General features: G+C 71.5%; 30 protein-coding genes. 13 read left to right on the forward strand and 17 right to left on the reverse strand.

Annotated features, from left to right (window positions below; all coding sequences use genetic code 11):
* Positions 1-10: 10 nt before the first annotated feature.
* On the reverse strand, positions 11-727 hold the full coding sequence (locus AW271_RS18005; protein WP_157554321.1) for a choice-of-anchor protein CoaP: 717 nt from the start codon (positions 725-727) through the stop codon (positions 11-13).
* Between the two features lie 169 nt (positions 728-896).
* Here AW271_RS18005 and AW271_RS18010 point away from each other — a divergent pair, with 169 nt between their 5' ends.
* Genes AW271_RS18010 through AW271_RS39775 form a run of 3 tightly spaced genes read left to right on the forward strand, consistent with a single transcriptional unit; the run spans position 897 to position 2,791 of the window.
* Entirely contained in the window at positions 897-1,553 is a 657-nt protein-coding gene (locus tag AW271_RS18010; RefSeq protein WP_083976796.1) for a LuxR C-terminal-related transcriptional regulator, read from the forward strand.
* Complete coding sequence (gene wecB, locus AW271_RS18015; RefSeq protein WP_062338229.1) at positions 1,550-2,626, forward strand: non-hydrolyzing UDP-N-acetylglucosamine 2-epimerase; 1,077 nt, start codon at positions 1,550-1,552, stop codon at positions 2,624-2,626. Before AW271_RS18010 ends, wecB begins: the two co-directional genes overlap by 4 nt.
* Before the next feature lie 9 nt (positions 2,627-2,635).
* Positions 2,636-2,791 (forward strand): hypothetical protein, encoded by a 156-nt coding sequence (locus AW271_RS39775; protein WP_157554325.1) that lies wholly within the window; start codon positions 2,636-2,638, stop codon positions 2,789-2,791.
* Positions 2,792-2,812: 21 nt separating this feature from the next.
* Here AW271_RS39775 and AW271_RS18020 read toward each other — a convergent pair whose 3' ends face one another.
* Both AW271_RS18020 and AW271_RS18025 read right to left on the reverse strand, forming a co-directional pair.
* Positions 2,813-4,180: an XrtP-associated glycosyltransferase gene (locus AW271_RS18020; RefSeq protein WP_062338231.1), complete on the reverse strand. Its 1,368-nt coding sequence runs from the start codon at positions 4,178-4,180 to the stop codon at positions 2,813-2,815.
* Positions 4,180-4,683 carry a hypothetical protein gene (locus AW271_RS18025; RefSeq protein WP_063818016.1) on the reverse strand — a complete coding sequence of 168 codons (504 nt, stop codon included), beginning with the start codon at positions 4,681-4,683 and terminating at the stop codon, positions 4,180-4,182. Before AW271_RS18025 ends, AW271_RS18020 begins: the two co-directional genes overlap by 1 nt.
* A 170-nt stretch (positions 4,684-4,853) precedes the next feature.
* Here AW271_RS18025 and AW271_RS18030 point away from each other — a divergent pair, with 170 nt between their 5' ends.
* The 3 genes from AW271_RS18030 (at position 4,854) to AW271_RS18040 (ending at position 8,058) form a co-directional block, all read left to right on the forward strand.
* Positions 4,854-5,570, forward strand: a complete 717-nt coding sequence (locus AW271_RS18030) for a septum formation family protein (protein WP_062338235.1) — start codon at positions 4,854-4,856, stop codon at positions 5,568-5,570.
* 260 nt (positions 5,571-5,830) lie between these two features.
* On the forward strand, positions 5,831-7,198 hold the full coding sequence (wsfD, locus tag AW271_RS18035; RefSeq protein WP_062338238.1) for a glycan biosynthesis hexose transferase WsfD: 1,368 nt from the start codon (positions 5,831-5,833) through the stop codon (positions 7,196-7,198).
* Positions 7,199-7,320: 122 nt separating this feature from the next.
* Positions 7,321-8,058, forward strand: a complete 738-nt coding sequence (locus AW271_RS18040; RefSeq protein WP_062338240.1) for a FadR/GntR family transcriptional regulator — start codon at positions 7,321-7,323, stop codon at positions 8,056-8,058.
* Here the strand turns inward: AW271_RS18040 and AW271_RS18045 are convergent.
* Complete coding sequence (locus AW271_RS18045; protein ID WP_062338242.1) at positions 8,055-8,369, reverse strand: nuclear transport factor 2 family protein; 315 nt, start codon at positions 8,367-8,369, stop codon at positions 8,055-8,057. The two genes, AW271_RS18040 and AW271_RS18045, sit on opposite strands and share 4 nt — an antisense overlap.
* A 12-nt stretch (positions 8,370-8,381) precedes the next feature.
* Positions 8,382-9,155 (reverse strand): oxidoreductase, encoded by a 774-nt coding sequence (locus AW271_RS18050; RefSeq protein WP_062338245.1) that lies wholly within the window; start codon positions 9,153-9,155, stop codon positions 8,382-8,384.
* A gap of 68 nt (positions 9,156-9,223) precedes the next feature.
* Between AW271_RS18050 and AW271_RS18055 the strand changes: the two genes are divergently transcribed.
* The 3 genes from AW271_RS18055 to AW271_RS18065 are packed head-to-tail and all read left to right on the forward strand — an operon-like array spanning position 9,224 to position 10,258.
* On the forward strand, positions 9,224-9,766 hold the full coding sequence (locus tag AW271_RS18055) for a winged helix-turn-helix transcriptional regulator (protein ID WP_062338247.1): 543 nt from the start codon (positions 9,224-9,226) through the stop codon (positions 9,764-9,766).
* A gap of 34 nt (positions 9,767-9,800) precedes the next feature.
* The gene (locus tag AW271_RS18060; protein WP_232320095.1) at positions 9,801-10,007 is read left to right on the forward strand and encodes a type II toxin-antitoxin system Phd/YefM family antitoxin; all 207 of its coding nucleotides are present in this window, start codon (positions 9,801-9,803) and stop codon (positions 10,005-10,007) included.
* On the forward strand, positions 10,004-10,258 hold the full coding sequence (locus AW271_RS18065) for a Txe/YoeB family addiction module toxin (RefSeq protein ID WP_062338251.1): 255 nt from the start codon (positions 10,004-10,006) through the stop codon (positions 10,256-10,258). The genes AW271_RS18060 and AW271_RS18065 overlap by 4 nt, the downstream gene beginning before the upstream one ends.
* Before the next feature lie 58 nt (positions 10,259-10,316).
* Here AW271_RS18065 and katG read toward each other — a convergent pair whose 3' ends face one another.
* The gene (gene katG / locus AW271_RS18070; protein ID WP_062338253.1) at positions 10,317-12,524 is read right to left on the reverse strand and encodes a catalase/peroxidase HPI; all 2,208 of its coding nucleotides are present in this window, start codon (positions 12,522-12,524) and stop codon (positions 10,317-10,319) included.
* Positions 12,525-12,544: 20 nt separating this feature from the next.
* On the reverse strand, positions 12,545-12,979 hold the full coding sequence (locus AW271_RS18075; RefSeq protein ID WP_062338600.1) for a Fur family transcriptional regulator: 435 nt from the start codon (positions 12,977-12,979) through the stop codon (positions 12,545-12,547).
* A gap of 72 nt (positions 12,980-13,051) precedes the next feature.
* On the opposite strand from AW271_RS18075, the gene AW271_RS18080 reads away from it, so the two are divergent.
* Positions 13,052-13,768: an alpha/beta hydrolase family protein gene (locus tag AW271_RS18080; RefSeq protein WP_062338255.1), complete on the forward strand. Its 717-nt coding sequence runs from the start codon at positions 13,052-13,054 to the stop codon at positions 13,766-13,768.
* Here AW271_RS18080 and AW271_RS18085 read toward each other — a convergent pair whose 3' ends face one another.
* From AW271_RS18085 to AW271_RS18105, 5 genes are all read right to left on the reverse strand, one after another.
* Positions 13,769-14,206 (reverse strand): alpha/beta hydrolase family protein, encoded by a 438-nt coding sequence (locus AW271_RS18085; protein ID WP_304608194.1) that lies wholly within the window; start codon positions 14,204-14,206, stop codon positions 13,769-13,771.
* Between the two features lie 6 nt (positions 14,207-14,212).
* On the reverse strand, positions 14,213-14,515 hold the full coding sequence (locus AW271_RS18090; RefSeq protein WP_062338260.1) for a hypothetical protein: 303 nt from the start codon (positions 14,513-14,515) through the stop codon (positions 14,213-14,215).
* Between the two features lie 63 nt (positions 14,516-14,578).
* On the reverse strand, positions 14,579-15,352 hold the full coding sequence (locus tag AW271_RS18095) for a neutral zinc metallopeptidase (protein WP_157554327.1): 774 nt from the start codon (positions 15,350-15,352) through the stop codon (positions 14,579-14,581).
* 48 nt (positions 15,353-15,400) lie between these two features.
* Entirely contained in the window at positions 15,401-17,704 is a 2,304-nt protein-coding gene (locus AW271_RS18100) for a transketolase-like TK C-terminal-containing protein (RefSeq protein WP_245653085.1), read from the reverse strand.
* A gap of 37 nt (positions 17,705-17,741) precedes the next feature.
* Entirely contained in the window at positions 17,742-18,404 is a 663-nt protein-coding gene (locus AW271_RS18105) for a TetR/AcrR family transcriptional regulator (protein WP_062338265.1), read from the reverse strand.
* A 287-nt stretch (positions 18,405-18,691) separates the two neighbouring features.
* Here AW271_RS18105 and AW271_RS18110 point away from each other — a divergent pair, with 287 nt between their 5' ends.
* Entirely contained in the window at positions 18,692-19,543 is an 852-nt protein-coding gene (locus tag AW271_RS18110; protein WP_062338267.1) for an LLM class F420-dependent oxidoreductase, read from the forward strand.
* Here the strand turns inward: AW271_RS18110 and AW271_RS18115 are convergent.
* A complete protein-coding gene (locus tag AW271_RS18115) occupies positions 19,540-20,034 on the reverse strand; it encodes an NUDIX hydrolase (RefSeq protein WP_062338269.1) in 495 nt (164 codons plus the stop codon). The two genes, AW271_RS18110 and AW271_RS18115, sit on opposite strands and share 4 nt — an antisense overlap.
* Positions 20,035-20,147: 113 nt before the next feature.
* On the opposite strand from AW271_RS18115, the gene AW271_RS18120 reads away from it, so the two are divergent.
* A complete protein-coding gene (locus tag AW271_RS18120; protein WP_062338271.1) occupies positions 20,148-20,519 on the forward strand; it encodes an STAS domain-containing protein in 372 nt (123 codons plus the stop codon).
* Here AW271_RS18120 and AW271_RS18125 read toward each other — a convergent pair.
* The 3 genes from AW271_RS18125 to AW271_RS18135 are packed head-to-tail and all read right to left on the reverse strand — an operon-like array spanning position 20,516 to position 22,833.
* The gene (locus tag AW271_RS18125; RefSeq protein ID WP_062338273.1) at positions 20,516-20,902 is read right to left on the reverse strand and encodes a TOBE domain-containing protein; all 387 of its coding nucleotides are present in this window, start codon (positions 20,900-20,902) and stop codon (positions 20,516-20,518) included. The two genes, AW271_RS18120 and AW271_RS18125, sit on opposite strands and share 4 nt — an antisense overlap.
* A gap of 10 nt (positions 20,903-20,912) precedes the next feature.
* Positions 20,913-21,866 (reverse strand): helix-turn-helix domain-containing protein, encoded by a 954-nt coding sequence (locus AW271_RS18130; RefSeq protein WP_062338275.1) that lies wholly within the window; start codon positions 21,864-21,866, stop codon positions 20,913-20,915.
* 22 nt (positions 21,867-21,888) lie between these two features.
* Positions 21,889-22,833, reverse strand: coding sequence for an alpha/beta hydrolase (locus AW271_RS18135; RefSeq protein WP_062338277.1), 945 nt, complete (start codon positions 22,831-22,833; stop codon positions 21,889-21,891).
* 167 nt (positions 22,834-23,000) lie between these two features.
* On the opposite strand from AW271_RS18135, the gene AW271_RS18140 reads away from it, so the two are divergent.
* On the forward strand, positions 23,001-23,360 hold the full coding sequence (locus AW271_RS18140; protein ID WP_062338279.1) for a hypothetical protein: 360 nt from the start codon (positions 23,001-23,003) through the stop codon (positions 23,358-23,360).
* Here AW271_RS18140 and AW271_RS18145 read toward each other — a convergent pair.
* Entirely contained in the window at positions 23,345-24,166 is an 822-nt protein-coding gene (locus tag AW271_RS18145) for a class I SAM-dependent methyltransferase (RefSeq protein WP_062338281.1), read from the reverse strand. The genes AW271_RS18140 and AW271_RS18145 overlap by 16 nt on opposite strands.
* Between the last annotated feature and the right edge of the window lie 14 nt (positions 24,167-24,180).

A 24,180-nucleotide genomic window follows, 5' to 3' on the forward strand; every position in this document is an offset into this window, starting at 1 on the left:
CCCGAAGGCGTCAGACCAGCTGACGGCGGCGGCGCAGCAGCATCGTGCCGCCGCCGGCGGCGACGAGGCCGAGGGCCAGGTAGAGGCCGGCGCCCGAGGCCAGCGGCACCGGGTTCGGCGGGTCGAGGGTGGCCGGGCCGCAGGTCGCCGAGCTCAGGATGATGTCGCCGTCGCCCGCCAGCGCCCGCACCCGCATGCCGTGCACGGTCAGGGTGCCGTCCCCGTTGGGGATCTGCTCGTTGAGGCGGACCTCGATGAGCGGCAGCAGCGGCGGGAACTGGAGCGAGGTGTTCGGGGCCGGGTTGCTCGTCAGCGTGGTGCCGAGGACCTGGGCGTTGGCCAGCAGCGTCGAGCCGGTCGTGGGCAGGCCCGTGGTCGCGGTGCACTCCGACTGGATCGAGCCCGCGCTGATGCCGATGCCCAGCAGGGTCGCGCTCAGGCCGTCGACCGACGCGCGCGCCGCCTCGGTGCCGACGGTGGTGTTCTGCTCCACCTCCACGGCCACCACGCCGGTCGACACGGTCCCGACGTTGATCGACGCGACCGTCGCGGTCGGGTTGCCGAGGTTGGCCACCGGCGCGGGGCCGAAGTTGACGCCCAGCGGCAGGCTGATCGACGCGCCGTAGGCGTTGACCGTGTCGCTGCGCGCGTGGGCGGTGCTCGTCATCCCCATCAGCAGCGTCGTCGCCGCCGCGATGGAAACGGCGAAAGTACGTCCGAGAAACATATGCAGGCCCTCCGCGGGCTTCCTATATCAGTCGATGACGATCCAAGTTATGCGCAGGCCGAGTGGGAAACGGTAAGGGACCTGTCAGTTCACTCCAGAGAGTGAGTGTTGCGGCTCCTAAACGGCTCGATTCGCTCGTTACATTGAGCGTCGAAGAACAGGAGCCGAAATGGTGACACGCGGAGCCGTCCGCCGGGAAACGTGCCAGATCGTCATAGTCGACGAGGGCCCGCTCGCGCATCTCGCATTGCGCGCCTTTTTCCGGCAGGCCCCCGCATTCACGGTCGCCGCCTCCGCCACGACGGGAGCGGAAGGCCGCCGGATGATTTCTCGGCTTATGCCGGAAATCGTGATTTGCGAGACCCGGATCGGCGACGACTGCGGCCTGGAACTGTGCCGCTGGATCGGCCTGGAGCACCCCGGCGTGATGCCGGTGGTGCTCACCTCGGTCGACGACGTCAACCTGGCGCGGGCGGCGCTCGACGCGGGCGCGCACGCGTACCTGCTGAAGTCCTCGCCGCTGGAGGACCTGCTGTTCCACCTGGAGCGGGTGGCCGAGGGCCAGGTCATCGCCGACGACCGGCTCGGCCGGTCGGCCGCCGGGCGCGGCCATCGCACCCGGTTCGACCTCAGCCCGCGCGAGCACGAAGTGCTGGAGGAGATCATCCTGGGCCTCGACAACCGGGCCATCGCGGGGCGGTTGTGCATCGCCCACGAGACCGTGAAGACCCACGTCAAGTCGATCCTGCGCAAGATCGGCGCACGCGACCGGGCACACGCCATCGCGGTCGTGCTCGGCGACGCGCGGACCGGGAGCGGCTGGTGAAGCGGGTCTGCGTGGTCGTCGGCACCCGCCCCGAGGCGATCAAGCTCGGGCCGGTCATCCCGGCGCTGCGGGCCTTCGCCGAGGTCGACGTCGTGCACACCGGGCAGCACGGCGCGGTGGTGGGCGAGGTGCTCGCGCTGTTCGGGGCCCGGGTCTCCCGGGGGCTGCGCCGCGAGGCGGCCACGCTGCCCGCGCTGACCGCCGAGGTCGTGCTCGGGCTCGACGAGGTGTTCGAGCGGCTCAGGCCAGACCTCGTGGTGGTCCAGGGCGACACGACGTCGGCGTTCGGCGGCGCGCTGGCGGCCTACCTGCGGCAGGTTCCGGTCGCCCACGTCGAGGCGGGGCTGCGCAGCCACCGGGCCACGCCGTTCCCCGAGGAGGCCAACCGGCGGCTGATCGCGCCGCTGGCCGACCTGCACCTCGCGCCGACCGCCTCGGCCCGCGCCAACCTGCTGGCCGAGCGCATCCCGGCCGACCGGGTGCTGGTCACCGGGAACACGGTGGTCGACGCCCTGGCCGCCGTGCTGACCGACCGGCCGGAACCCCGCGACCGGCCGGTGGTGGTGATCACCGCGCACCGGCGCGAGTCGTGGGGCGAGCCGATGCGGCGCGTCGCCCGCGTCGCCGACCGGCTCGCCGCCGACCATCCGGGCGTCGACTTCGTCGTCGCCACCCATCTCAACCCGGCGGTACGCCACGTGTTCGACCAGGTCGTGCGGCCTCGGCCCAACATCGGGTGCGTGCCGCCGCTGCCCTACCGGGAGTTCGCCCGCCTGCTGGCCGTCAGCGCGCTGGCGATCACCGACTCGGGCGGCATCCAGGAGGAGGCCGCCGCGCTCGGCCTGCCGGTGCTGGTCATGCGCGACTCGACCGAACGGGTCGAGGCCCTCGACGACGGCGGGGCCCACCTGGTCGGCACCGACGAGGAGCTGGTCGCCAAGACCGCCGGCCTGTTCCTCCAGTCGGCCGTGGCCGGCCGGGTCAGACACGTCGCGCCCTGCCACTACGGCGACGGCCACGCCGCCGCCCGCGTGGCCAGGGCGTGCGCCGAACTCATCCATTCCGAGAACTGAGGTGTCATTGTGTACGGATCCTGGGGGCACGGCCCCCGCTGGCAGACCGGTGTCCCGCTGGCCGTTCTGCCGTTCACCGGAATTCCCCTGGCCGTGATCATCTTGCTGGCCGCCGTGCTCATCGTGGGCGGCGCGCTGCTGTTCAGAATGCACCAGGTGCGATAGCCGCAGAAATGGCCCGGGAATTCACATCTCCCGGGCCACGGGCGTGCCCGCGACATGGGTCTCGGCGTTTCTCCGGGTTTTCGCCCAACCGCCCCGGCCGCGAATGATGCGCCAGCAGGCGCGCCACGACGTGAGATAGAAATTGTAAATGTAGAAGGCGTAGGCGAACCCGTAGAGCAGGCTTTTACCGAGCCCCACCCGGGGTTCGCAGCGCCACCAGTAGAGCGGCCCCCAGATGAGGAACGGCAGCAGGCCGAAGGTGGCGTAGATGGCGAAGAGGATCCAGCCGCCCTCGACCAGCCACCACGCCATCCCGGCCGGGTCGGCGACCACCCGGCCGGCCAGATAGATCATCGGGATCGGGTAGATGAGCGTGCCGAGGAGCTGCATCCACGGCTGCGACAGGTAGTAGAGCACCTCCAGCGCGCCGAGGCTGCTGAACCGGGCCGAGCGCCAGATCTCCGGCAGGTACTTGGCGCACTGCATGGTGCCCTGCCCCCAGCGGGTGCGCTGGGTGATAAGCCGCCGGAACGACCAGAGGCCCTCCTGCTCGACCCACGTGTCGGGGGTGTACTCGTTGCGCTCCCCCGCCAGCAGCAGCTGCACGCCGAGCTCGAAGTCCTCCAGCAGCGAACCGCCCCAGGGCCGCCTCTCCGCGCCCGCGATCTTGTCGAGCGCGCTCAGCCGGGTGAGCTGGCCGTTGCCGCCCATCGCGACCGTGCCGCTGCGCCGGCGGCCCAGCTGGATCGCCGAGATCGGGCCGCGGAACTCCAGGTCCTGCATGCGGACCAGCAGCCGCCCGAACGCGTTGCGGAACCGGCCGCGCTCCGGGCACGGGTCGCGGTCGTCGCGGTTGATCATCCACACGTCGATCTGGACCGCCCCGATCGCCGGGTCGGCGAACAACTTCTCGCCCGCGCACACGCTCAGCATGTTCGGGGCGGGCCGCCCGTCGGCGTCCAGGACGCAGACCACGTGCCGGGTCCGGTCGGCGTCCGGCGGGAGGAAGTCGTCGAGCGCGCGGTAGGCGGCGTTCAGCGCGTCGCCCTTGCCGGTCCGCGCCTCCGGGCGGCGGCGCGTCACCAGGTGGATCCGGGCGTCGTCGCGCGCCAGCTCCGCCACGATGCGGGCCGTGTCGTCGTCGGAGGCGTCGTCGACCACCCACACGTTGACGTGCGAGAACCGTTCGCGCAGGTAGCGCAGGGTCGGCCCGATGACGGCGGCCTCGTCGCGGCACGGGATGAACAGGTGCCACTCGAACGCGGCCGGGTTCCCGGCCGGGTCGGGCCGCTGCCGCAGATACGGCCGCACGATCGTCAGCACGTAGGTGAGGAAGGTGACGCTGAGGAACAGCGCGAACGCCTGGGTCAGCCCCAGCAGGTAGCCCATCAGCGCCGCACCCCCCGCATCGTCAGCAGCGTGTACGCCACCAGCGCCACCCCGATGCCGAACACGCTGATCACCGAGCCGACCATGGTGTGCCCCCAGTAGTAGCCGGGCTCGAAGCCCAGCCCCTTGATCAGCACCACGACGGCGAGGATGCGCACCTGGTTGCTCGCGAACAACACCGCGACGGCGACGGCCAGCGCGACCAGCGGCCAGACGCTCGCCCGCCGCGACAACCAGAGGATCAGGATCGTGATCCCGAGCAGCGGCACGATCAGGAACCCGGACGTGCACTCGGGCGAGATCCGCAACCCGACCGCGTCCCCGGTCTCCTCGTTGAACGACATGATCGCCATCACCGAGTTGACCGCCGTCTCGGTCCGCGCCACCAGCGCGACCACGTGGGAGGCCAGCACCGCCTCGAAGCCGCGCACCCGGTCGTCCACCAGCAGCACCGCCAGGAGCAGCGCCCCCAGCACCCCCGAAAGGGCCACCCGAACGGCCATGTTCCCCCCTTCAGAACGACCTGCAACCTAGCGGCCGCTCTCCGTCGACCGGCTCAGCCGCGCGTGGCGGCTCACTCGGCAGGGTCAGTCACCGCGCGCCCTCCGCGCCCCCGTACTGGTCGGCTTGTTACGGTGCCGCGAGTTTTCCCTGACGCCCCCGAGGAGGTCCCGTGGGCAAGGCCCTGGCGCTACTGCTCCTTACCGCGACGGCGTGCGCCGCCCCGGCGACCACGCACCCGAGCGCGGCGATGCCCGTCGGCAGCTGCCACGTGATGTCCCAGCCGGAGGAGTTGTACGCCCTGAGCGACGTCCGGCCGCCCGTCCCGTGCACCCAGCCGCACCAGACGGAGACCTACCTGGTCACCCAGTTGACGGGCCCGCTGACCGACACCCCGGTCCGCCCGCCGCACGAACTGCTGGTCCCGATGGTCACGGCCGGCTGCGACTACCGCCCGATCCGCCCCTACCTGGCGGCCGGCCCGCACGACGCCCAGTGGGGCGTCTCGGTCTGGGGCAAGGTCCCGACCCCCGACGAGTGGGCCGCCGGCGACCGCACCCTGCGCTGCGACCTGCTCGTGCCCACGACCCACCCGAACGGCGGCCCGGTCCTGACGGCCCCGCTGCGCGGCATCATGAACCGCCCGGAGTCGGCCGCCATCCGCCGCTGCAACCTGGAGGGCCGCGACGTCCAGTGCGCCCTCCCCCACGAGTGGGAGTGGGTCGAACCCCAGGGCCTGACGCGGAACGGCTGCCGCGCCAACGCGGCCATGTTCGCGGGCCGCCTGCACGGCCTGCGCATCCGGCTGGGCCCGGACCGGTCGTGCTGGGTCGGCCGGGAACGCCACCGCATCACGGTCGGCACCCTGCGCGAGGGAAGGGCGGCATGACCCTCGGCCAGAAGGACCCCGTGGCGTGGGGCGACCGGTTCCCCGAGAAGCCGGCGACGAAGCGACGCTGGTGGCGGTGGCCTGCGGGAACGGGCCCGCTGAGGCTCCGCGCGAAGTCATCCCGCCACGAACCGCGGCCCGGCTCCGGCCTTCTTTCCGGCCTCCACGAGCGGCCCGGTTCGCGCGCTGAGCCGGGGTCGCCGTCGCGGCCCCGGGTGGCCCGCGGTTCCCGGCAGGGCGGGGTTCGGCGGTTTCCGCTGGTGGCTCTGCTGGTCGGGGTCGGGTGGGCGGCCGTCATGCAGGCTCGGCTGTTCCTCGGGGGACATGTCGGGCTCGCCGGGTTCGGGGAGAACCTGCCGTGCCGGCTCGGGGTGGCCAACTTCCGCGATCCCGCGCTGGCCGGATGGGAGCACGTACAGCCGATCTGGACCGCGCACGCGTGGACGGGTGAGAACTGCCCGCCCGAGTTCTCCACCGCCCTGTTCGCGCAGGCCGCCGGGAAGTGGCTGACGCCGCTGCTCGGCTACCCGGGCGCGCTCGACCTGCGGGCGCTCGGGGTGCTGTTCGGGGTGCTCGTCGGCGTGGTCTGCGGGCTGCTGGTGGCGGTCACGCCGGGGCGGCCGCTGTTCCGGGTGGGGTTCGCCTCGGCGGCCGGGCTCGTCTACGCCGACGCCGGGTTCGCGGGCTATCTCGTCTCCCCCTACGCCGAGCCGACCGCGCTCGTGGCGGCCGGGTTCCTCGTGGTGGCGCTGCTGCTGTTGTGGGAGCGGCCGACGGCGCCGAGGGTGCTGGCGACGGCGGTCCCGGCGCTGCTGGTGGTCGGCGCGCGGCCGGAGTACGTGACGCTGGTGCCCGTGATCGGCTTCGCGCTGCTGTGGGTGCGCGGCCGCCGCGTCGTGGCGCTGATGGTGGCCACCTGGATCGCCGGGCTCGGCGTCTTCCACGCCGTCACCGAGGCGCGGTTCGACGACCACAGGGCCGTCTTCCAGACCATCCTGTACGACGACCCGACCGCCGCCGCCGACCTCGCCTCGCTGGGCCTCGACCCGGAACTCGCCCCCGCCGCCGGCCTGTCGCGCGACGACCCGTCGTGGGTGGCGTTCGCCGACCGGTACCACCGCACCGCCCACCCCTCCCCGCTCCAGGTCGCCGGGTTCTACGCGACGCATCCGTGGCACGCCATCCGTACCCTCGGATGGGGTTTCCAGGGCGTGGCCGGGCTGCGCCCCCACTACCTGGGCTCCTACCCGGAGGGCGCCGGGAAGCCGGCGGGCACGCAGGAGCACCGGGTCGCCGTCTACTCGGCGATCTGGGAGGTCTTCCGCAGGGGCCCGCTGCTGGTGCTGGTGCTCTGGGTCGCGACGGCCGGCGCCGGTTTTCTGGTGGTGCGCCGCCGCTCCCTGACCCCGTCGGAGAAGACGCTGGGACGCCTGGCGGTGGTGCTGCCGCTGGCCGCGCTGGCCCAGTTCGCCGTGGTCGTGCTGGTGCACGGCCGGGTCGAGACGGTCAGGCACATGGCGATGACGAACTGGCTCACCGCGATGTGCGTCCCGGTCCTGGCCGTTGCCGTGGCGCTGGTGCTGACCCGGCTGCGTCCCGTTCCGCGCTGGCAGCACCGCGACCAATGATGCGCATCGATTCATTCTCAAATGCGCGAGATAAAAGGTTGATACTCCGCCTCATCCCGTATGTGAGAAACTAACGGGGCCCGAAGGGCGTCTTCGCGATTCGCTCTCGGAGGTCATGAGAAATGGCTCAGGTATCACTGCGTCCGCAGAAGACGGCCATGCTGGTCGCCCAGCGCATCGTGGCCGACATCAACCGCCGGGGCAACACCGTCGGCGACCGGCTGCCGCCCGAACGCGCCATGCTCGACACGTATGAAGTCGGCCGCGGCACCCTCCGGGAATCGCTGCGTTTCCTCGAACTCCAGGGTGTGCTTTCGCTGAAGCCCGGCCCCGGGGGCGGCCCGGTCGTCCAGCGCCCCGACGCGACCAGCCTCGTCACGGCGCTGACCCTGCTGCTGCAGTTCGAGAACGCGCCCTTCCGCACGGTCGCCGAGGCCCGCGCCGCGCTGGAGCCGATGATGGCCCGGCTGGCGGCCGAGAGAATGGACGACGAACAACTCGCCGCCCTGAAGTCGAGCGTCGACGACATGCGCGCCGGCCTCTCCGACCAGAGCGTGTTCCTGGCCGAGAACAAACGATTCCACGACATCATCGCGCGCGGCTCGGGCAACACCATGTTCGGCTACCTGATCGACGCGCTACTGGGAATCCTCGACGCTTCCGCCATGGGATTCGACTATCCGGAAGTGCGCCGTTCGGCCGTCTGCCGCGCCCATGTGAAGATTTACGAGGCCCTGCGCGACCGCTGCCCCGAGAAGTCGGCGGCGGCCATGGCCGCCCACATCGACGAGTACGTCAAATACGCCGAACGCAAATTCCCCGAGGTGCTGGCCGCCCCGATCGTGTGGGGCACGGTCTAGTGCACGCCGATCTCCAACCGTGAGATCAGCCCCGAGGCGTCGAGCCCGAAGCGGTGGTCGAGGTCGACCGGGCTCCCGGGGAAGTCGCCCTCGACCCGGCAGGTGACCGTGGTGCCGTCGCCGCCGATCGGGGTCGAGGTGTAGTCGAACGCGGCCGAGGTGCGGCCGAGCCACTCCCTGATCGCCGCCCGGCCGTGGTGGTCGTGCCCGTCGTCGGTCACGTGGGCGTCGGCGGCGAAGGTCACCGCCGCCGAGGTCGGGTCGTCGCTCGTGGAGAGGATCAGATAGGCGCGGACGGCGTCGGGACGCATGGTCGTTTCCTTTCAGAAGGTGGGGACGGTGCCGCCGTCGACCAGGTAGTCGGCCCCGATCACACTGGCGGCGGCGTCGGAGACGAGGAAGCCGACGACCTCGGCCACTTCGTGCGGCTCGGCGAACCTGCCCAGGGGGACGCCGCCGAGGGAGTCGTACAGCGACGCCCAGGCCGCGTCGAGATCCCCGCCGAACTGGGCCGACAGCCGCTCGGCCAGGCGGTCGGCCGCCTGGGTGTGGATCCCGCCGGGCGAGACGGTGTTGACCCGCACGCCCTTCGGGGCCAGCTCGTTGGCCAGGCCCCGGCTGTAGGCGCGCAGGGCGGCCTTGGCGGCGGCGTAGCCGAGGGTGCCGTTCCAGAGCGGCAGGCGCGCCTGGATCGACGAGACGTGCACGATCGCGCCTCGCCCCTTCGCGACCATGCCCGGCACGAGGGCGCGGTCGAGCCGGACCGCCGACAGCAGGTTGAGGTCGAGCTCCCGCTGCCAGGTGTCGTCGTCGAGCACCGCGAACCCGCCGGCGGGCGCGCTCGACCCCCCGGCGACGTGCACCAGGATGTCGGGCGCCGGCACCTGGGCCGCGATCTCGGCCGCCGCGCCGGGCGAGGCCAGGTCGGCGGTGACGACCCGGTCGGCCGTGCTGCCGGGAGCGGCGGAGCGGGCGACCGCGACCACTTCGGCGCCGGCCGCCTTGAGCCGGTCGACGACGGCGGCCCCGGCGCCCTTGGTGCCCCCGGCGACCAGGGCCAGGCGTCCGTCGAGGGAGAAGCTGGGCAGGTATGTCACGGTTACTTCTAACTTAGCAGTTACTAGGTGAGTGCTAACATAGCAGTGATTTGTGCGAGGAGTCCCCCATGGTCAGCAAGATCCGGCTGGAAGACCGCGAGTGCCCGCTGTCGGCCACGATGAGCATCGTCGGCGAGTGGTGGACGGTGCTGATCCTGCACGACTGCTTCGACGGCTACACCCGCTTCGACGACTTCCAGGCCAACATCGGCCTGTCGTCGAGCATGCTGACCAGCCGCCTGAAGACCTTGGTCGACAGAGGCGTCCTGGAGCGGCGCCCCTACCAGGACCGCCCGGTCCGCCACGAATACGTCCTGACCGACCTCGGCCGCTCGCTACGGCCGGTCCTGGTCGCCATGGCCGCCTGGCGCAACTCCCAGCTCGCCCCCGGCGACCGCGCCATGATCCTCGTCGACCGCCGCACCGGCCAGGAGGCCGACCCGGTCGTGGTCGACGCCACCACGGGCGCCCGCGCCGACGGCGCCGACCACGTCTTCACGGCCGGCCCGGCGGCGGGCCCGACCATGCGCCGCCGCTACGAAGCCAGGAGCCCGAGTGGTACCATATCTGGTACCAAGGTGGAGGTTCCCGATGTCGATTACCGCAAGTGAGGCGCGGCGCCGTCTGTTTCCCCTGATCGATGAGGTGAACGAAGACAGCGCGGCCGTGGAGATCGTCTCCAAGAGCAACCGCGCCTACCTGGTTCCGGCGGCCGAATACGAAGCGCTGCGGGAGACGGCCTACCTGCTGCGCTCCCCCGCCAACATGCGCCGGCTCATCTCCTCCTACCAGAAGGCCCTCGAGGGCCGTCACGAGATCCACGAGCTGATCGACGCAGACGACCACGAATGAAGCTCTCGTTCACCCCCGAGGGCTGGGAGGACTACACCTCCTGGTTGTCGACCGACCGGCACGTCCTCAAACGGATCAACAAGCTGATCGAAGACACCCTGCGTGATCCCTACGCCGGCATCGGCAAGCCCGAACCGCTCAAGCACGCCCTGCAAGGGGCCTGGTCACGGCGTATCACCGACGAGCACCGGCTCGTCTACCTTCCGCTCGACGACGAACTGGTGATCCTCCAAGCCCGCTACCACTACTGATCGAAACCGAAAAGGGCCGGCCCGCGTGGAGCGCGGGCCGGCCCTTTCAGAATTCAGGTCAGACCAGGTCGAACCGGTCGAGGTTCATGACCTTGACCCAGGCCTTCACGAAGTCGGCCACGAATTTCTCGCCCGCGTCGTCGCTGGCGTAGACCTCGGCCAGCGCGCGGAGCTCGGAGTTGGAGCCGAACACCAGGTCGGCGCGGGTGCCCGTCCACTTGACCTCGCCGGTCGCGGCGTCGCGGCCCTCGAAGGCCGTCTGGTCCTCCGAGGTCGCCTTCCACGTCGTGCCCAGGTCGAGCAGGTTGACGAAGAAGTCGTTGGTCAGGGTGCCGGGGCGGGTGGTCAGCACGCCCTGCGCCGACTGGCCGGTGTTGGCGCCGAGCACACGCAGGCCGCCGACGAGGACGGTCATCTCGGGCGCGCTCAGGGTCAGCAGGTTGGCCCGGTCGAGCAGCAGGAACTCCGCCGGGTAGCGGTTGCCCTTGCCGTAGTAGTTGCGGAAGCCGTCGGCCGACGGCTCCAGTGCGGCGAACGACTCGACGTCGGTCTGCTCGGCCGAGGCGTCGACGCGGCCCGGGGTGAACGGGACCTCGACGGTGTAACCGGCGTCGCGGGCGGCCTGCTCGACGGCGGCCGAACCGGCCAGCACGATCAGGTCGGCCAGGGAGACCGCCTTGCCGAACGACGCCTGGACGCCCTCAAGGGTGGAGAGCACGCTGGCGAGCTGGTCGGGGTCGTTGACCTCCCAGCCGATCTGCGGCTGGAGACGGACCCGGGCGCCGTTGGCGCCGCCGCGCTTGTCGCTGCCGCGGAACGACGAGGCCGACGCCCACGCCGCCGAGACCAGCTGCGGGACCGACAGGCCCGAGTCGAGGATGCGCGCCTTCAGCGTCGCGACGTCGTCGGCGGAGAGCGTCTCGCCCGAGGCGGCGGGCAGCGGGTCCTGCCAGAGGAGGACCTCGGAGGGGACCTCCGGGCCGAGGTAGCGCACGACCGGGCCCATGTCACGGTGGGTCAGCTTGTACCAGGCGCGGGCGAAGGCGTCGGCGAACTCGGCGGGGTTCTCCAGGAAGCGGCGGGAGATCTGCTCGTAGATCGGGTCGACGCGCAGGGCCAGGTCGGTGGTCAGCATCGTCGGGGCGTGCTTCTTGGCCGGGTCGTGGGCGTCGGGCACGGTGCCCTGGCCGGCGCCGTCCTTCGGACGCCACTGGTTGGCCCCCGCCGGGCTCTTGAAGAGCTCCCACTCGTAGCCGAAGAGGATCTCGAAGAAGTCGTTGGTCCACTGGGTGGGCCTGGTCGTCCAGATGCCCTCAAGACCGGAGGTGATCGTGTCGGCGCCCTTGCCGGTGCCGAAGGTGTTGCGCCAGCCGAGGCCCTGCTCCTCGATCGAGGCGGCCTCGGGGTCGGCCCCGACGTGGTCGGCCGGGCCGGCGCCGTGGGTCTTGCCGAAGGTGTGGCCGCCGGCGATGAGGGCGACGGTCTCCTCGTCGTTCATGGCCATGCGACGGAAGGTCTCACGGATGTCGCGGGCGGCGGCCAGCGGGTCGGGGTTGCCGTTGGGGCCCTCGGGGTTGACGTAGATGAGGCCCATCTGGACGGCGCCCAGCGGGCTCTCCAGGTTGCGGTCGCCGGTGTAGCGCTGGTCGTCGAGCCAGACCGACTCGGGGCCCCAGTAGACGTCCTCCTCGGCCTCCCACACGTCGGCGCGGCCGCCGGCGAAGCCGAAGGTCTGGAAGCCCATGGTCTCGAGGGCGACGTTGCCGGTGAGGATCAGCAGGTCGGCCCAGGAGATGCTCTGGCCGTACTTCTTCTTGACCGGCCACAGCAGACGGCGGGCCTTGTCGAGGTTGCCGTTGTCGGGCCAGGAGTTCAGCGGCGCGAAGCGCTGCTGGCCGGCGCCGGCGCCGCCGCGGCCGTCCTGGATGCGGTAGGTGCCCGCGCTGTGCCAGGCCATGCGGATCATGAAGGGGCCGTAGTTGCCGAAGTCGGCGGGCCACCAGTCCTGGGAGCTGGTCAGCACCTCGGCGATGTCGCGCTTGACGGCCGCGAGGTCGAGGCCGTCAAAGGCGGCGGCGTAGTCGAAGTCGTCGCCGAGGGGGTTCGCGACGGCCGGGTTCTTGGCGAGGATCTTCAGGTTGAGCCGCTCCGGCCACCACTGGCGGTTGCCGCCGCCCTGGGTCGGGTGGGCGGCGCGCACGTGCGCGACCGGGCAGACGCCCTCGTCCTTCGCGTCGGTGACGATGGCGTCGTGGTTCTCGGACATCGAAATCCTTCCGGACTATCTCAGCTCGCAGTGGCGGAACAGCTGGGGCAGCGGCCCCAATAGATGACCTCGGCCTCGTCGATCGTGAAACCGTGGGTCTCGGACGCGGTCAGACAGGGCACCTCACCCACGGCGCAGTCGACGTCGGCGACGGCGCCGCACGACCTGCAGACGACATGGTGATGGTTGTCTCCGACGCGTCCTTCGAACCGGGCCGGGCTACCGGCCGGCTCGATCCGGCGGACCAGCCCCGCCGCGGTCAACGCGTGCAGGGCCTCGTAAACGGCTTGGAGGGAGACGTGACCGACTCGGTCACGGACGCCCGAGGCGATGTCTTCGACGCCGAGGTGGTTGCCACCCCGCACGGTCTCCAGCAGCGCGACCCGGGCTGCCGTCACCCGCAGTCCCGCCCCGCGCAACTCCTCCGCGATGGTCTGGCTCTTGGGTGCCGTCATGACGACCAACTTACCGCCCTAAACACGAACGATACAAGTTTATGAATCATCCAACTGTTAAGATCCCGGCTCATGCCCCGACTCGCCGTCCTGCTCGTGCTCGCCCTGCTCACCGGGTGTGGCGCCGCCCCTGACAGCCCGCTCGCCGACCAGTGCGACACCGTGCCGCCCGGCGCCGAACGGGTGGTCCTGACGGCCGCGTCCGGCGTCCGGCTGGGCGCGGCGGTGGTCGGGCCGCCCGACGCCGCGGTCGGGATGGCCGTCGCCCACGGCGCGAGCCACACGCTCTGCGACTGGTTGCCCGAGATGTCGGCGCTCGCCGAGCGGCTCGAAGTACGGGTGATCGTCCCGGACCGGCGCGGCGTCGGCTCCAGCGAGGGCGACGGCGAGATCGGCGAGCTGGCCCCCGACCTGCACCGGGCGCTGACCTGGCTGCACGACCAGGGCGCGACCAAGCTGGCCGTCCTGGGCAGCTCCTTCGGCGGCCCGATCGCGGTGCTGGCCGCCCAGCGGGCGACCACCCTGCCGATGTGCGTCGCCATCGCGGTCTCCCCGCTGACCGGCATCGAGGGCGGCGTGGCGCCCCTCTCGGAGAACAAGCCGGTGGCGAGCCTGTGGGCGGTCGCCGAGACCGCCTTCGGCGCCAACGCGACGGCCCTGTTCGAGCAGGTGCCCCAGGTGAAGACGGGGCAGCTCAAGATCCTCCCGGTCGGCGACCACAGCCTCGGCCTGCTGCGCGGCCATCCCGAGGCGATGACCTTCGTCGACGACGCCCTGCGGACCTGCTGACTACAGGTGCTCGCCGAAGAAGGCCGCCACGATGGCGTCGACCTCGTGGACCGGCGCGTGCCCCATGTCCTCGACCACGACGAGTTCGGTCGGCGCGGTCCGCATCGCCACCAGCGCCTCGGCCGGGGTGCGGAAGGCGGTGACCAGGTCGTCCTCGCCGACCACGATCAACATCGGCGCCGGCCCGAGGTCGTCGGCCCGGGCCGGGAAGTCGAGCCGGCTGGCGACCTCGCTCGCGGGCGGGCTCCAGTCGTACGTCATGCCGTAGTGGACGGAGAGCCCGTCGATGACCGCGCGCAGCCGGGTCACCGGGCTGACCAGCGCGATCGCCGGCACGTCGAAGCCGCCCTCGGCCAGCACCAGCTGGGCGACGGCCGCACCGGCCGAGCCGCCCATCAGCGCGACGCGGTCGTGGCCGATCCCGAAGCGCTCCCGCAGCTCGGCTCAGGCCGCCGGGAACTCCGCCGCCGCCCCCGAGACGACCGGCCAGTGCACGTCGAGCACGACGTCGCCGCCCATGAGCGACTCCAGCCCGCCCTCGGGGGAGCGCGAGCCCGACAACGGCAGGCCCAGGTAGAACCGCCACGCGTGGCCGAGGTCGCGCAGCGGCACGGCCGCCGCGAACGCGGTCTCGGTGCGGGGCTCGTCGAGCAGGTGCCAGGCCACCACGACCGGGCTGTCCGGCCGGGGCTCGGCGGGGCTCAGCGCCGCGAACGGCACTCCGGCGGCGACACCGGTGACGATCACGTCGGCTCCTCTCGACGCAGAAAGCGGGCCGCCGGTGGGCGGCCCGCTTTCACGCGGTTCCCGTCAGGCCACCCGCGAGCGCGGGGCGCTCCAGGTGTTGCACGACCCGGGGCTCGCGGTGCTCCAGCCCCGCTTCAGCCAGTAGGCGTTGTTCGGCCCGTTGCCGTGGTCGGGCGGCGCGCCCGCCTTGTCGCCGCCGTTCTTCACGTACCAGTCGAACTCGTAGTCCATGTTCTGGGCGATGCCCGGCAACGAACCGCCGACGCTGCGCAGGAACGCGCCCGAGAAGCACTGCGCCTGGAGTTCGAGGCGGCGCGAGGTCTCGTTCCCCGGCACCTGCAGGGAGTAGGCCCGGATCCCGGCCAGCCCCTGGATGTGGTGGCCGTACTCGTGCGCGAGCAGTTCCGCGCCCCACAACCCGTAGCCGTTCTTGACCGGCGTGTTCCACAGGTAGATGTAGAGCGTCTCGGTGTTGTAGCAGTAGTAGCCCACGAACCGGGCCGGGAACTTGCCGCACGAGGTGTTGCCGCGCGTGTTGACGACCACCATCTTCGGCGCGCGGAACTTCTTGCCCGCCTGGGCGAACGACTTGCGCCAGGCGGTGGCCAGGCAGCTGTTCACCTTGATCAGGTAGGTGCGATATGAAGCACGGCTACCGGCCCGCGGCGACCCCGCACCGCAGCTGACCGTGCCGAACTTCGTCTTGTACAGCGGATTCGCCGTCGCCACGGACTTGGGCACGAACGCTTTGGCCTCGGCCTGAGCCGGAGACGCCAGCACGTCCCCCGCCGTGATCAGCATGGCGGCGACAACGAAATAGCGAGTAATTCTCGTCACGAGTCCGAAATGGTAGGGCTTACGACATAGATCCAACCTGCGAACACCTCAACCTGACACATCCAGGACAGCCCCGACGATGGCGTCCGCGTCGATCCCGTGGTACCGGTAGACCGACTCTAGATCGCCGGACTGCCCGAACCGGGTCACTCCGAGATGACGCGCCTTGACGTTGTTGATTCCGGCCAGGAACGCCAGGGTGTGCGGGTGCCCGTCCAGGACGGTGACCATCGGCGCGGCCCGGTGCGCCGGGAAGGCGGCGTCCAGCACCCAGGTCGCGCCGTCCTCGCGGCCGGCTTTGGCCTGCGTGGCGGTGAACAACAACCCCGGGCTGGTGACGCAGACGACGTCCGCGCGGATGCCGAGCCGCTGGAGCCGCTCGGCGGCCGAGAGCGCCTCGGGCACGGTCGCGCCCATCGCCACGATCGTGACCGCCGGGTTGTCGGGGGCCTTGCGCAGCAGGTAGGCCCCCGCGACCGCCTGCCGTCGCCGCCGCTCGCGGACCGCCGGGTCGGCGGGCACGTCGGCGAGCGACTGGTCGACCGGGCGGGTCGACAGGCGCAGGTAGGCCGACCTGCCGTCGGGGCGGCCCAGCTTGGCCAGGGAGGCCAGCAGGGTCCACTCGACGTCGATGGCGAACGCGGGCTCGTACGTGACGCAGCCCGGCTGTTCCAGGCCGAGCGACGGCGTGGTGATCGACTGGTGCGCGCCGCCCTCCGGGGCCAGCGTGACCCCCGACGGGGTGCCGACCAGGATCGACTGGCCGCCGGCGTAGATGCCGAACGACCAGGGCTCGTGGGCGCGCTGGACGAACGGGTCGTAGAGCACCCCGATCGGCAGCAGCGGCTGCCCCCACCGCGACCAGGTCGCGCCGAGCTCGCCCAGCAGCCCGACGAGGTTGGTCTCGGCGATGCCGAGCTCGATGTGCTGGCCGGTGGGCCGCTCGCGCCAGTGCAGGATCGTCTCGGGGTCGTCGGCGAACCAGTCGACCTGCTCGGTGGCCGACCAGACGCCGACCTTGTTGACCCAGCCGCCGAGGTTGGTCGACGAACTGACATCGGGGCTGAGCGTCACGACCCTGCGGGCCGCCTCGGGGGCCGACCGGGTGAGGTCGAGCAGGGTCCGGCCCAGCGCGGCCTGGGTGGTCGCGGTGCCGGCCGGGATGCGGCCGAAGTCGGTCGGCACGTCGGGCGGCACCATCGTGGCGACCGGCGGGCGCTTCAGCGCGGCGCTGACGTCGGCGCAGAACCGGGCCTCGGGCGAGTCGGCCGGGAAGGCCGCCCAGGGGTCGCCGGGGTCGGCGCCGACCCGGTCGGCGAGCTCGGCCAGCTGCTCGGCGGTCAGCAGCGAGCTGTGGTTCTGCGGGTGCCCCTCGACCGCGAGCCCGTGCCCCTTGATCGTGTACGCGAAGATGACCGTCGGCCGGGTGTCGTCGATCGCGGCGAAGGCCTGGTTGAGGGCCGGGAAGTCGTGGCCGCCGAGGTTCCTGATCGCGCGGGTGAGCGTGTCGTCGTCCAGCGTCGCGAGGAGCGCGTCGATCTCCGGGTCGCCGGCGGGCAGCCGCTCGCGGAGCTGGCCGGGGGTGCAGCGCAGCAGCCGCTGGTATTCGGGGTTGGGCATGGCGTCGATGCGGGTGCGCAGCGCCTCGCCGCCCTTCTCGCGGAACAGCGACTCCAGCAGGTCGCCGTACTTGACCGTGATGACCTGCCAGCCCGCCGCGGCGAACATGCCCTGGAGGCGCGGGGCGCCCAGCGCCGGGACCACCCGGTCGAGCGACTGGCGGTTGAGGTCGACGATCCAGACGATCTCCCCCAGGCCGGCCACCATGGGGTCGCCGATCGCCTCCCAGACCGCGCCCTCGTCGAGCTCGGCGTCGCCGACCAGGGAGTACTGGCGGCCCCCGCCGCCGCCCGAGGTCATCGAGTCGACGTAGCGGCGGGCCAGCGCGCCCCAGATCGGGGCGGTGGCGCCGATGCCGACCGAGCCGGTCGAGTAGTCGACCTGGTCGGGGTCCTTGGCGCGGCTGGGATAGGACTGCAGGCCGCCGAACTCGCGGAGGGTGGTGAGATAGCGCTTGTCGAGGTCGCCGAGCAGGTAGTTCACGGCGTGCAGGACCGGCGAGGCGTGCGGCTTGACCGACACGCGGTCTTCGGGTCGCAGGTGGCGGAACCAGAGCTCGGTCATGATGGAGACCATCGACGCCGACGACGCCTGGTGGCCGCCCACCTTGAGGCCGGTGCGGTTGGGCCGCACCCGGTTGGCGTGGTGGACGATCGCCATCGAGAGCCAGAGAACCCGGCGTTCGACGGCTTTCAGGACATCAGTGTCGTTCGACCACAATTCTCGCTGCACGGGCGAAACTATGGCATCAACCAGCACTAACGTCTAATTAGGACCGCTTCCCGCGGCCGCCTTTCGCCGGCGCGACCGGCACCCGGTCGAGCGCCTCACGCGACCCCTTGAGCGCGATCGCGCTCTCCACCAACGAGATCGTCGACGACACCATCACCTCGAACAACTCCCCCGGTGAGACCCCGCGCGCGCCGCGCGCCGCCTCCAGCCGGGAGGGGGCCGCCGCGTCGCCGAGGACCCGGGCCCCGACCTCCTGGAGGGCGCTGGTCACCGCGAGCAGTTCGAGGCTCTCGGTCACCGGCGCGATGATGCCGAGCGGCACGCCCTCGCGCTGCAACCGCGCCACGAGCGCCTCGGCCTCCGGGGTGCCGCCCATCGAGGCGCGGCGCAACATCACCGGGATCAGCCCCGGGTGCGCGACCAGCGCGGCGCGGGTGCGGTAGGCCGTCAGCGGTAACCAGACCCGCCAGCTCGGATGGTCGGTGACGGGGAACTCGACGCTGTCCAGCGCGAGCTGGGTGACCCCGTCGAGGATCTCGTCCTTGTTCCGGAAGTGATGGTAGAGGGATGCCCCGTTGACGTTCAGGGCCTCGCCCAGCCGGCGGATGCTGAGAGCGTCGAGCCCCTCCTCGTCGACGATCGCCAGCGCCGTTTCCAGGACCTTTCTCCGGGAGATCAGCGGAACCTTGGGCCGGGCCATGGCACCTCTTCTACTCTGTGAACTTTTGCCTTAGAGGGTAACGCCCAACGCCGTTAGACAATGGCCCATCCGTTTGCCCGGATCAAATTGCAGAACAGCGATGAAATCGAATTCTCATCCACCCCTACCTGCGAAAAGGGCAGGCTCGCCACGTTCGGTAAGCGACAGGGTTGGATTCACCGATATTCACGACCGGAGGACGCCGAAGCGGGGTTAGGCAGCTGTTGATCACGGTACGTCACCAGGTAACGCCGTTCACCCCGGCGGGAACATACGAAAGAGGCGACATGAAACCCTACGGCGTTTGGGCCCGGGAGTTCCGGACCGACAACCCGGCCGAGGTCGGCCGGGCGGCGGCCGAACTGGAGAAGCTCGGCTACGGCGCGCTCTGGGTCCCCGGCGGGACCGACAGCGGTCTCGACACCGCCGAGAAGATCCTCGCCGCCACGACCGACGTCACCGTCGCCACCGGCATCACCAACATCTGGTCCACCCCGGCCCGCGAGACCGCCGAACGCACCCGCGCCCTCGGCTCGGCCCACAGCGGCCGGTTCCTGCTCGGCCTCGGGGTCAGCCACGAGAGCATGGTCGACCGGTTCCGCCCCGGCGCCTACCAGAAGCCGCTCGCGGCCATGACCTCCTACCTCGACGAGCTCGACAAGGAGGGGGTGACCGCCGACCGCCGCGTGCTGGCCGCCCTCGGCCCCAAGATGATCGAGGTCGCCAAGAACCGGGCGGCGGGCGCCCACCCCTATCTGGTGACGCCCGAGCAGACCGCCGCGACCCGGTCGGCGATCGGCCCCGGCCGCCTGGTCGCCAGCGAGCAGGGTGTCGTCCTGGAGACCGACCCGGCCCGTGCCCGCCAGCTGGCCCGCGAGGCCCTGCACCCCTATCTGGCCATGCCCAACTACGTGAACAACTGGCGGCGCGGCGGCTTCACCGACGACGACGTGAGCGGCCGGGGCAGCGACCGGCTGATCGACGCCCTGTTCGCGTGGGGCACGCCCGAGCAGTGCGCCGCGCGCCTCAACCAGCACCGCGACGCGGGCGCCGACCACGTGTGCCTCCAGGTGCTGGGCACCCCGGCGGGCGAACTGCCGCTGACGCAGTGGCGCGAACTGGCGACGGTGCTCTTCTAACCGTCCGCCAATAGGCGCAGGTACATGACCGCCACCTGCGGATCGCGGACCTGCGCCAGTTCGGCCGGCCCCAGCCAGCGCGTCGTGGCCGAGCTCTCGTGCGCCGAACCGTCGCCGAGCGCCTCACCCGGCGTCAGCCCGCTGACGTCGACCGCGTAGAGCGTGTAGACGGTGTCGGCCGACTTCGACGCGTAGGACTCCCCCAGCGGAACGAGGTCGGCCGTCCTGACGAGATAACCGGTCTCCTCTTCCAGTTCCCTGACCGCGTCGTCGGCGATGTCGCCGCCCTCGTAGCCGCCCGTCACCGCCGACAGGACGGGATCGGGCCCCCAGCAGGGCGTGATCTCCGACCGGACCAGGAACTCCCGTCCGCCGGGCGTCTCCCGATAGGGCAGCACCGCCACGATGCGTCCCTGGCAGCGGGTCTCGTGTGAGTACACGTAGCCGCCGACGTCCATGAGCGAGACCCAGGGATTCTCGTGAAGGATCACAGTCGTCAACATATCCGGCACCCCGGATGACTGGGATCCCACCTTAGTGGTCAGAGTGTCGCGCAAAGGTGACTATGGGCTGAGACGGTGACTACCGAGCGAAGGGGGCGCACATGCACCTGGCGGTCGACATCACCGACATCGGCCACGGCACCGTGATCATGTCACTGGTGGGCGAACTCGACATGTTCACCCAGCCGGTCGTCGAGGCCACTCTGATCGGCCTGCACGCACGGAAGGTCACCCGCGTCGTCGTCGCCGCGGCCGGCCTGACCTTCAGCGATCTGGGCGGCATGCTCACCCTCCGCCGCGCCGACGAGGAGTTACGCGGCCGCGGCGGGAGCCTCACCCTGGCCGCCCCGGCCCGGCAGGTCCTGCGCATCAACGGGCTGCTCGCCGCCGAGGGGCTGCGGGTCTGCGGCTCGGTCTCCGAGGCCCTCGGCGTACGTCACGCGCGCCGCCCCCATCGCACCCACCGCGCCTAGGAGAGCTCGACCACCACGTTGGTCGACTTCACCACCGCCACCGCGACCGCCCCCGGCTCCAGCCCGAGTTCGTCGGCGGCCTGACGGCTCATCAGCGACACCACCCTGAACGGCCCGGCGGCGATCTCCACCTGGGCCATCACGGTGTCGCGCACGACCTCGGTGACGATCCCCCTGAACCGGTTGCGGGCCGACGAGGTGGCCCCGCCCGGCTCGCCGGCGATCTGGGTGCGGGCGAAGGCGGCCAGGTCGGGCCCGTCGATCAGCCGTCTGCCGTGCTCGTCACGGCTGGCGGCGAGCCGCCCCGAGTCGACCCAGCGGCGTACGGTGTCGGCGCTCACGCCGAGGATCGCCGCTGCCTCACTGATCCTGAACGTGGCCACGCGCGACAGCCTATTGCGGGTGGGCGTGCAGCCGCCGCAGCGCGAACGCCAACTGGAGCCGGAACCGCCCCTCGGGCCCGCGCACCTCCCATCCGAGCAGCTGTTCGGCCCGCCCGAGGCGGTCGACGAGCGTGGAATGGTGGAGGGTGAGGTGGGTCGCGGCGGTCCGCAGGCTGGTCGACGTGACGACCGCGTGCAGCGTCTCCAGCGCCCACGCGGGCAGCCCGCCGAGCGTGACCACGTCGGGCGCGGGGGCGGTCGCCGGGCCGATCGCCGCCGCGACGGCGGCCAGGCCGCCCAGGTCGTCGAACCGCACCACCGTTGGCCCGAGCACGTCGTCGGCGAACCTGAGCGCGACCCTCGCGTCGGCGTACGACTTCGGCAGCCGTCCCACCGGCACGACCGGCCCCACCCCGGCGCGGACCCCGCCCAGCGGGTGGCGGGCCGGCCCGTCGGGCTCGACCAGCACGACCCCGTCGGGCAGGGCGATGGCGCGGGCCCGTTCTCCCAGGCGCAGCCGCTTGGCGGCGTGGAGCCGGGCGGTCTCGCCCGCCGAGGCGTCGACGACCAGCTCCACCAGCGCGGGGTCGGGGGCCCGGCCCCGGGTCCGGTCGAGCACGTCGCGGGCCAGCGCCACGCCGCGTTCGAGCACCATCAGATCGACGGGAGAGGGCGGGCCGGGCTTCTCCAGGACCAGTTCGACCTCCCCCGACCGCACCCTCGGCCAGCCGGGGTCGTCGTCGGAGGGGTGGTCGTCGCGGTGGCCGTCGGCCAGCACCCGCAGGAAGACGGCGCGTTCCTCGTCGACCAGCCGGGCGGCGCACCCGGCCAGCACCGCGGCCCCGCGCACGGTCGCCTCCAGCCCCGCCCGCCCTTCGGCGAGCCGGTCGAAGTAGGCGATGACCTGCACGGCGGCGCTGGCGTCAGGGTCGAGCGCGGCCAATCGTCCGACGAGCTCCCGCATCTCCCCAGTCTCCCTCAGAGGATCAGTGGCCCAACAGGCGGCGCAGCCAGTCGAGCCGGGCCTGCTTGGCCCGCTGCGACAACGCCGCCTGCGGGACCATCACGTCGAAGCCGTGGAAGCCGCCCGGCCACACGTGGAGTTCGGCCTGCCCGCCCGCCTGCCAGATCGCGGTCGCGTAGGCGACGTCCTCGTCGCGGAACGTCTCGGCCGAGCCGACGTCCACGAACGCGGGCGGCAGGCCCGACAGGTCGGCGGCCCGTGAGGGCGAGGCGTAGATCGACACGTCGGGGCCGCCGCGGCGGTCGCCGAGGAGGGCCGACCAGCCGGTCTCGTTGGAGGTGTGGTCCCAGATGCCGAGCCCGGACATCTGGTGGCTGGAGACGGTGTCGTTGCGCTCATCGAGCATCGGGTAGATGAGCAGCTGGCCGAGCAGGCCGGGGCCGCCCCGGTCGCGGGCCAGCAGGGCGGTGCCCGCCGCCAGGCCGCCGCCGGCGCTGCCGCCCGCGACGACGATCCTGGCCGGGTCGACGCCCAGCTCGGCGGCGTTCTCGGCGAGCCAGACCAGGCCCCGGTAGCAGTCTTCGACGGGCGCCGGGTCGGGGTGCTCGGGGGCGAGGCGGTAGTCGACGCTGACGACGACCAGCCCGAGTTCCACCGCCCACGCCAGCGGGTCGGCCAGGCCGACCCGGTGGTCGCCCATGATCATGCCGCCGCCGTGGATCCAGTACACGACCGGCGCGGGCGTCGGCGCGGCGACCGGACGGCAGACGACCACCGACACCCCGTCGCCGAGGTCGACGTCGGTGAGGTCGACGATGCCGCCGAGGGTGAGGTCCTCGGCGGGCGCGAGGCCGGACATCCCCTGGCGGAGCAGTGGGATCATTTCGGGAGTGAGCGACGACGGCATGTTCTGCGAGATGACCGTGAGCGCGGCGGCGAGCTCGGGGTCGAACGGTACGGCTGTCATGTCTCACATCCTGATCAGGGCTTACGTGAGTCCCAAGCGCCAAGCGGTGGGCGATTCCCGACGAGTGGCGGGAACGGCCCATATTGAGTAGGCGTACTCATTCCTCCGACTTCGAATATCGGGATATTGGCGACATGGGTGTCGAATTGCCGAAAACCTCTGAGCTCGTGAAAGCCGTCGCCGTCGGCGCCGCTCTCCTTCCCGTCGCCGCCCTCCTCGGCCGCTTCATGTCCGAGACCGGGATCGGCGACGCCATCTGCTCAGGCGGCCTGGAGTGCATCCTCCCGTTGGTCGGCACCGCCTACGCGGTCGCGACGGCGCTCGCCTGGGTCGCCCTCGCGCTGCTGGGGGTCCGGCCCGCCGGGAGGGTGGCCCTCGGCGGCTCGGCGGCGACGGCCGTGCTCTTCCTCACGATCACGGGCGTCACCCCACAGAGCAGTTTCGTGGTCTACGTCGTGGCCGCCGCCCTCTGCTTCGCCTTCGCGGCGTGGCTCTCCGGACGGTTCCGGCGTCAGCCCCAGGAGTAGCGCAGGATCTGGCCGATGTTCCGGAACCCGGGCAGGTGCGCCATGATCCACATCGCCGCGCGGCCGGCCGGCGGATAGTCCTCGACGCCCGGCATGTCGACCACCCGCTGGGCCTCCCGCAGCGTCAGCCCGGGATGCCACGACTCCAGCACGCGCGGATCGTCGATCGCCCAGTAGAGGGTCGCGCCGGCCTGCCGGACCGGCCGGTTGAACTTCTGGAGCCGGATCCCGGTCGAGTTCTGGCAGTCGAAGATGAGCTCGCCCGTCGCGAACCTGGCGGTCAGCCGCTCGATCAGGCGGCGGCCGTCGTCCTCGCGCAGGTACATCGACAGGCCCTCGAACACGACCGCCGTCGGCCGGTCGTCGGGCACCGCGGTCAGCCACTTCTCGCTCGTGACCGACGAGGCGATGTTGTGATAGTCGCCGTCGGGCCGGTCGATCACCCGGTCACGCAGCTCCAGCACCTCGGGATAGTCGAGGTCGATCCAGCGCACGAGCGGACCGGGGTCGATGCGCTGGGCCCGGGTGTCGAGCCCGCAGGCGAGGTGTAACACGGTCGCGGCAGGGTGCCGCCGGAGGAAGTCCCGGGTCCACTCGTCGATGCGCAGGGCCCGCAGGGCGACCCCGGCCGCGGTCATGGGGGTGATGCCGGTCTTCGCGAAGTCGTAGTCGATCCGCTCGACGGCCTGCTGCGCGGTCTCGTCCTTCAGGATCGAGCGGGGGGAGCGACTGTCGAGAGCTCGGCTCCACAGGGTGGCGAGCATCGTCTCCTGGGCGCCGGCGAGTGAGATTTTCTCGCGGTCCATTACTCCATTGTGTA

The sequence above is a fragment of the Herbidospora sakaeratensis genome (genome assembly GCF_001570525.1).
Classification (GTDB): Bacteria; Actinomycetota; Actinomycetes; order Streptosporangiales; family Streptosporangiaceae; genus Herbidospora; species Herbidospora sakaeratensis.

Bases quoted from the DNA above. Each gene is read 5' to 3' on its own strand.
- AW271_RS18020 (WP_062338231.1), bottom strand. From the start codon at position 4,180: ATGGGCTACCTGCTGGGGCTGACCCAGGCGTTCGCGCTGTTCCTCAGC.
- AW271_RS18120 (WP_062338271.1), top strand. From the start codon at position 20,148: ATGCACCTGGCGGTCGACATCACCGACATCGGCCACGGCACCGTGATC.
- AW271_RS18025 (WP_063818016.1), bottom strand. From the start codon at position 4,683: ATGGCCGTTCGGGTGGCCCTTTCGGGGGTGCTGGGGGCGCTGCTCCTG.
- AW271_RS18045 (WP_062338242.1), bottom strand. From the start codon at position 8,369: ATGCGTCCCGACGCCGTCCGCGCCTATCTGATCCTCTCCACGAGCGAC.
- AW271_RS18080 (WP_062338255.1), top strand. From the start codon at position 13,052: ATGCCCCGACTCGCCGTCCTGCTCGTGCTCGCCCTGCTCACCGGGTGT.
- katG (WP_062338253.1), bottom strand. From the start codon at position 12,524: ATGTCCGAGAACCACGACGCCATCGTCACCGACGCGAAGGACGAGGGC.
- AW271_RS18135 (WP_062338277.1), bottom strand. From the start codon at position 22,833: ATGACAGCCGTACCGTTCGACCCCGAGCTCGCCGCCGCGCTCACGGTC.
- AW271_RS18130 (WP_062338275.1), bottom strand. From the start codon at position 21,866: ATGCGGGAGCTCGTCGGACGATTGGCCGCGCTCGACCCTGACGCCAGC.
- AW271_RS18065 (WP_062338251.1), top strand. From the start codon at position 10,004: ATGAAGCTCTCGTTCACCCCCGAGGGCTGGGAGGACTACACCTCCTGG.
- AW271_RS18105 (WP_062338265.1), bottom strand. From the start codon at position 18,404: ATGGCCCGGCCCAAGGTTCCGCTGATCTCCCGGAGAAAGGTCCTGGAA.
- AW271_RS18145 (WP_062338281.1), bottom strand. From the start codon at position 24,166: ATGGACCGCGAGAAAATCTCACTCGCCGGCGCCCAGGAGACGATGCTC.
- AW271_RS18055 (WP_062338247.1), top strand. From the start codon at position 9,224: ATGGTCAGCAAGATCCGGCTGGAAGACCGCGAGTGCCCGCTGTCGGCC.
- AW271_RS18040 (WP_062338240.1), top strand. From the start codon at position 7,321: ATGGCTCAGGTATCACTGCGTCCGCAGAAGACGGCCATGCTGGTCGCC.
- AW271_RS18110 (WP_062338267.1), top strand. From the start codon at position 18,692: ATGAAACCCTACGGCGTTTGGGCCCGGGAGTTCCGGACCGACAACCCG.
- AW271_RS18010 (WP_083976796.1), top strand. From the start codon at position 897: ATGGTGACACGCGGAGCCGTCCGCCGGGAAACGTGCCAGATCGTCATA.
- AW271_RS18005 (WP_157554321.1), bottom strand. From the start codon at position 727: ATGTTTCTCGGACGTACTTTCGCCGTTTCCATCGCGGCGGCGACGACG.
- AW271_RS18075 (WP_062338600.1), bottom strand. From the start codon at position 12,979: ATGACGGCACCCAAGAGCCAGACCATCGCGGAGGAGTTGCGCGGGGCG.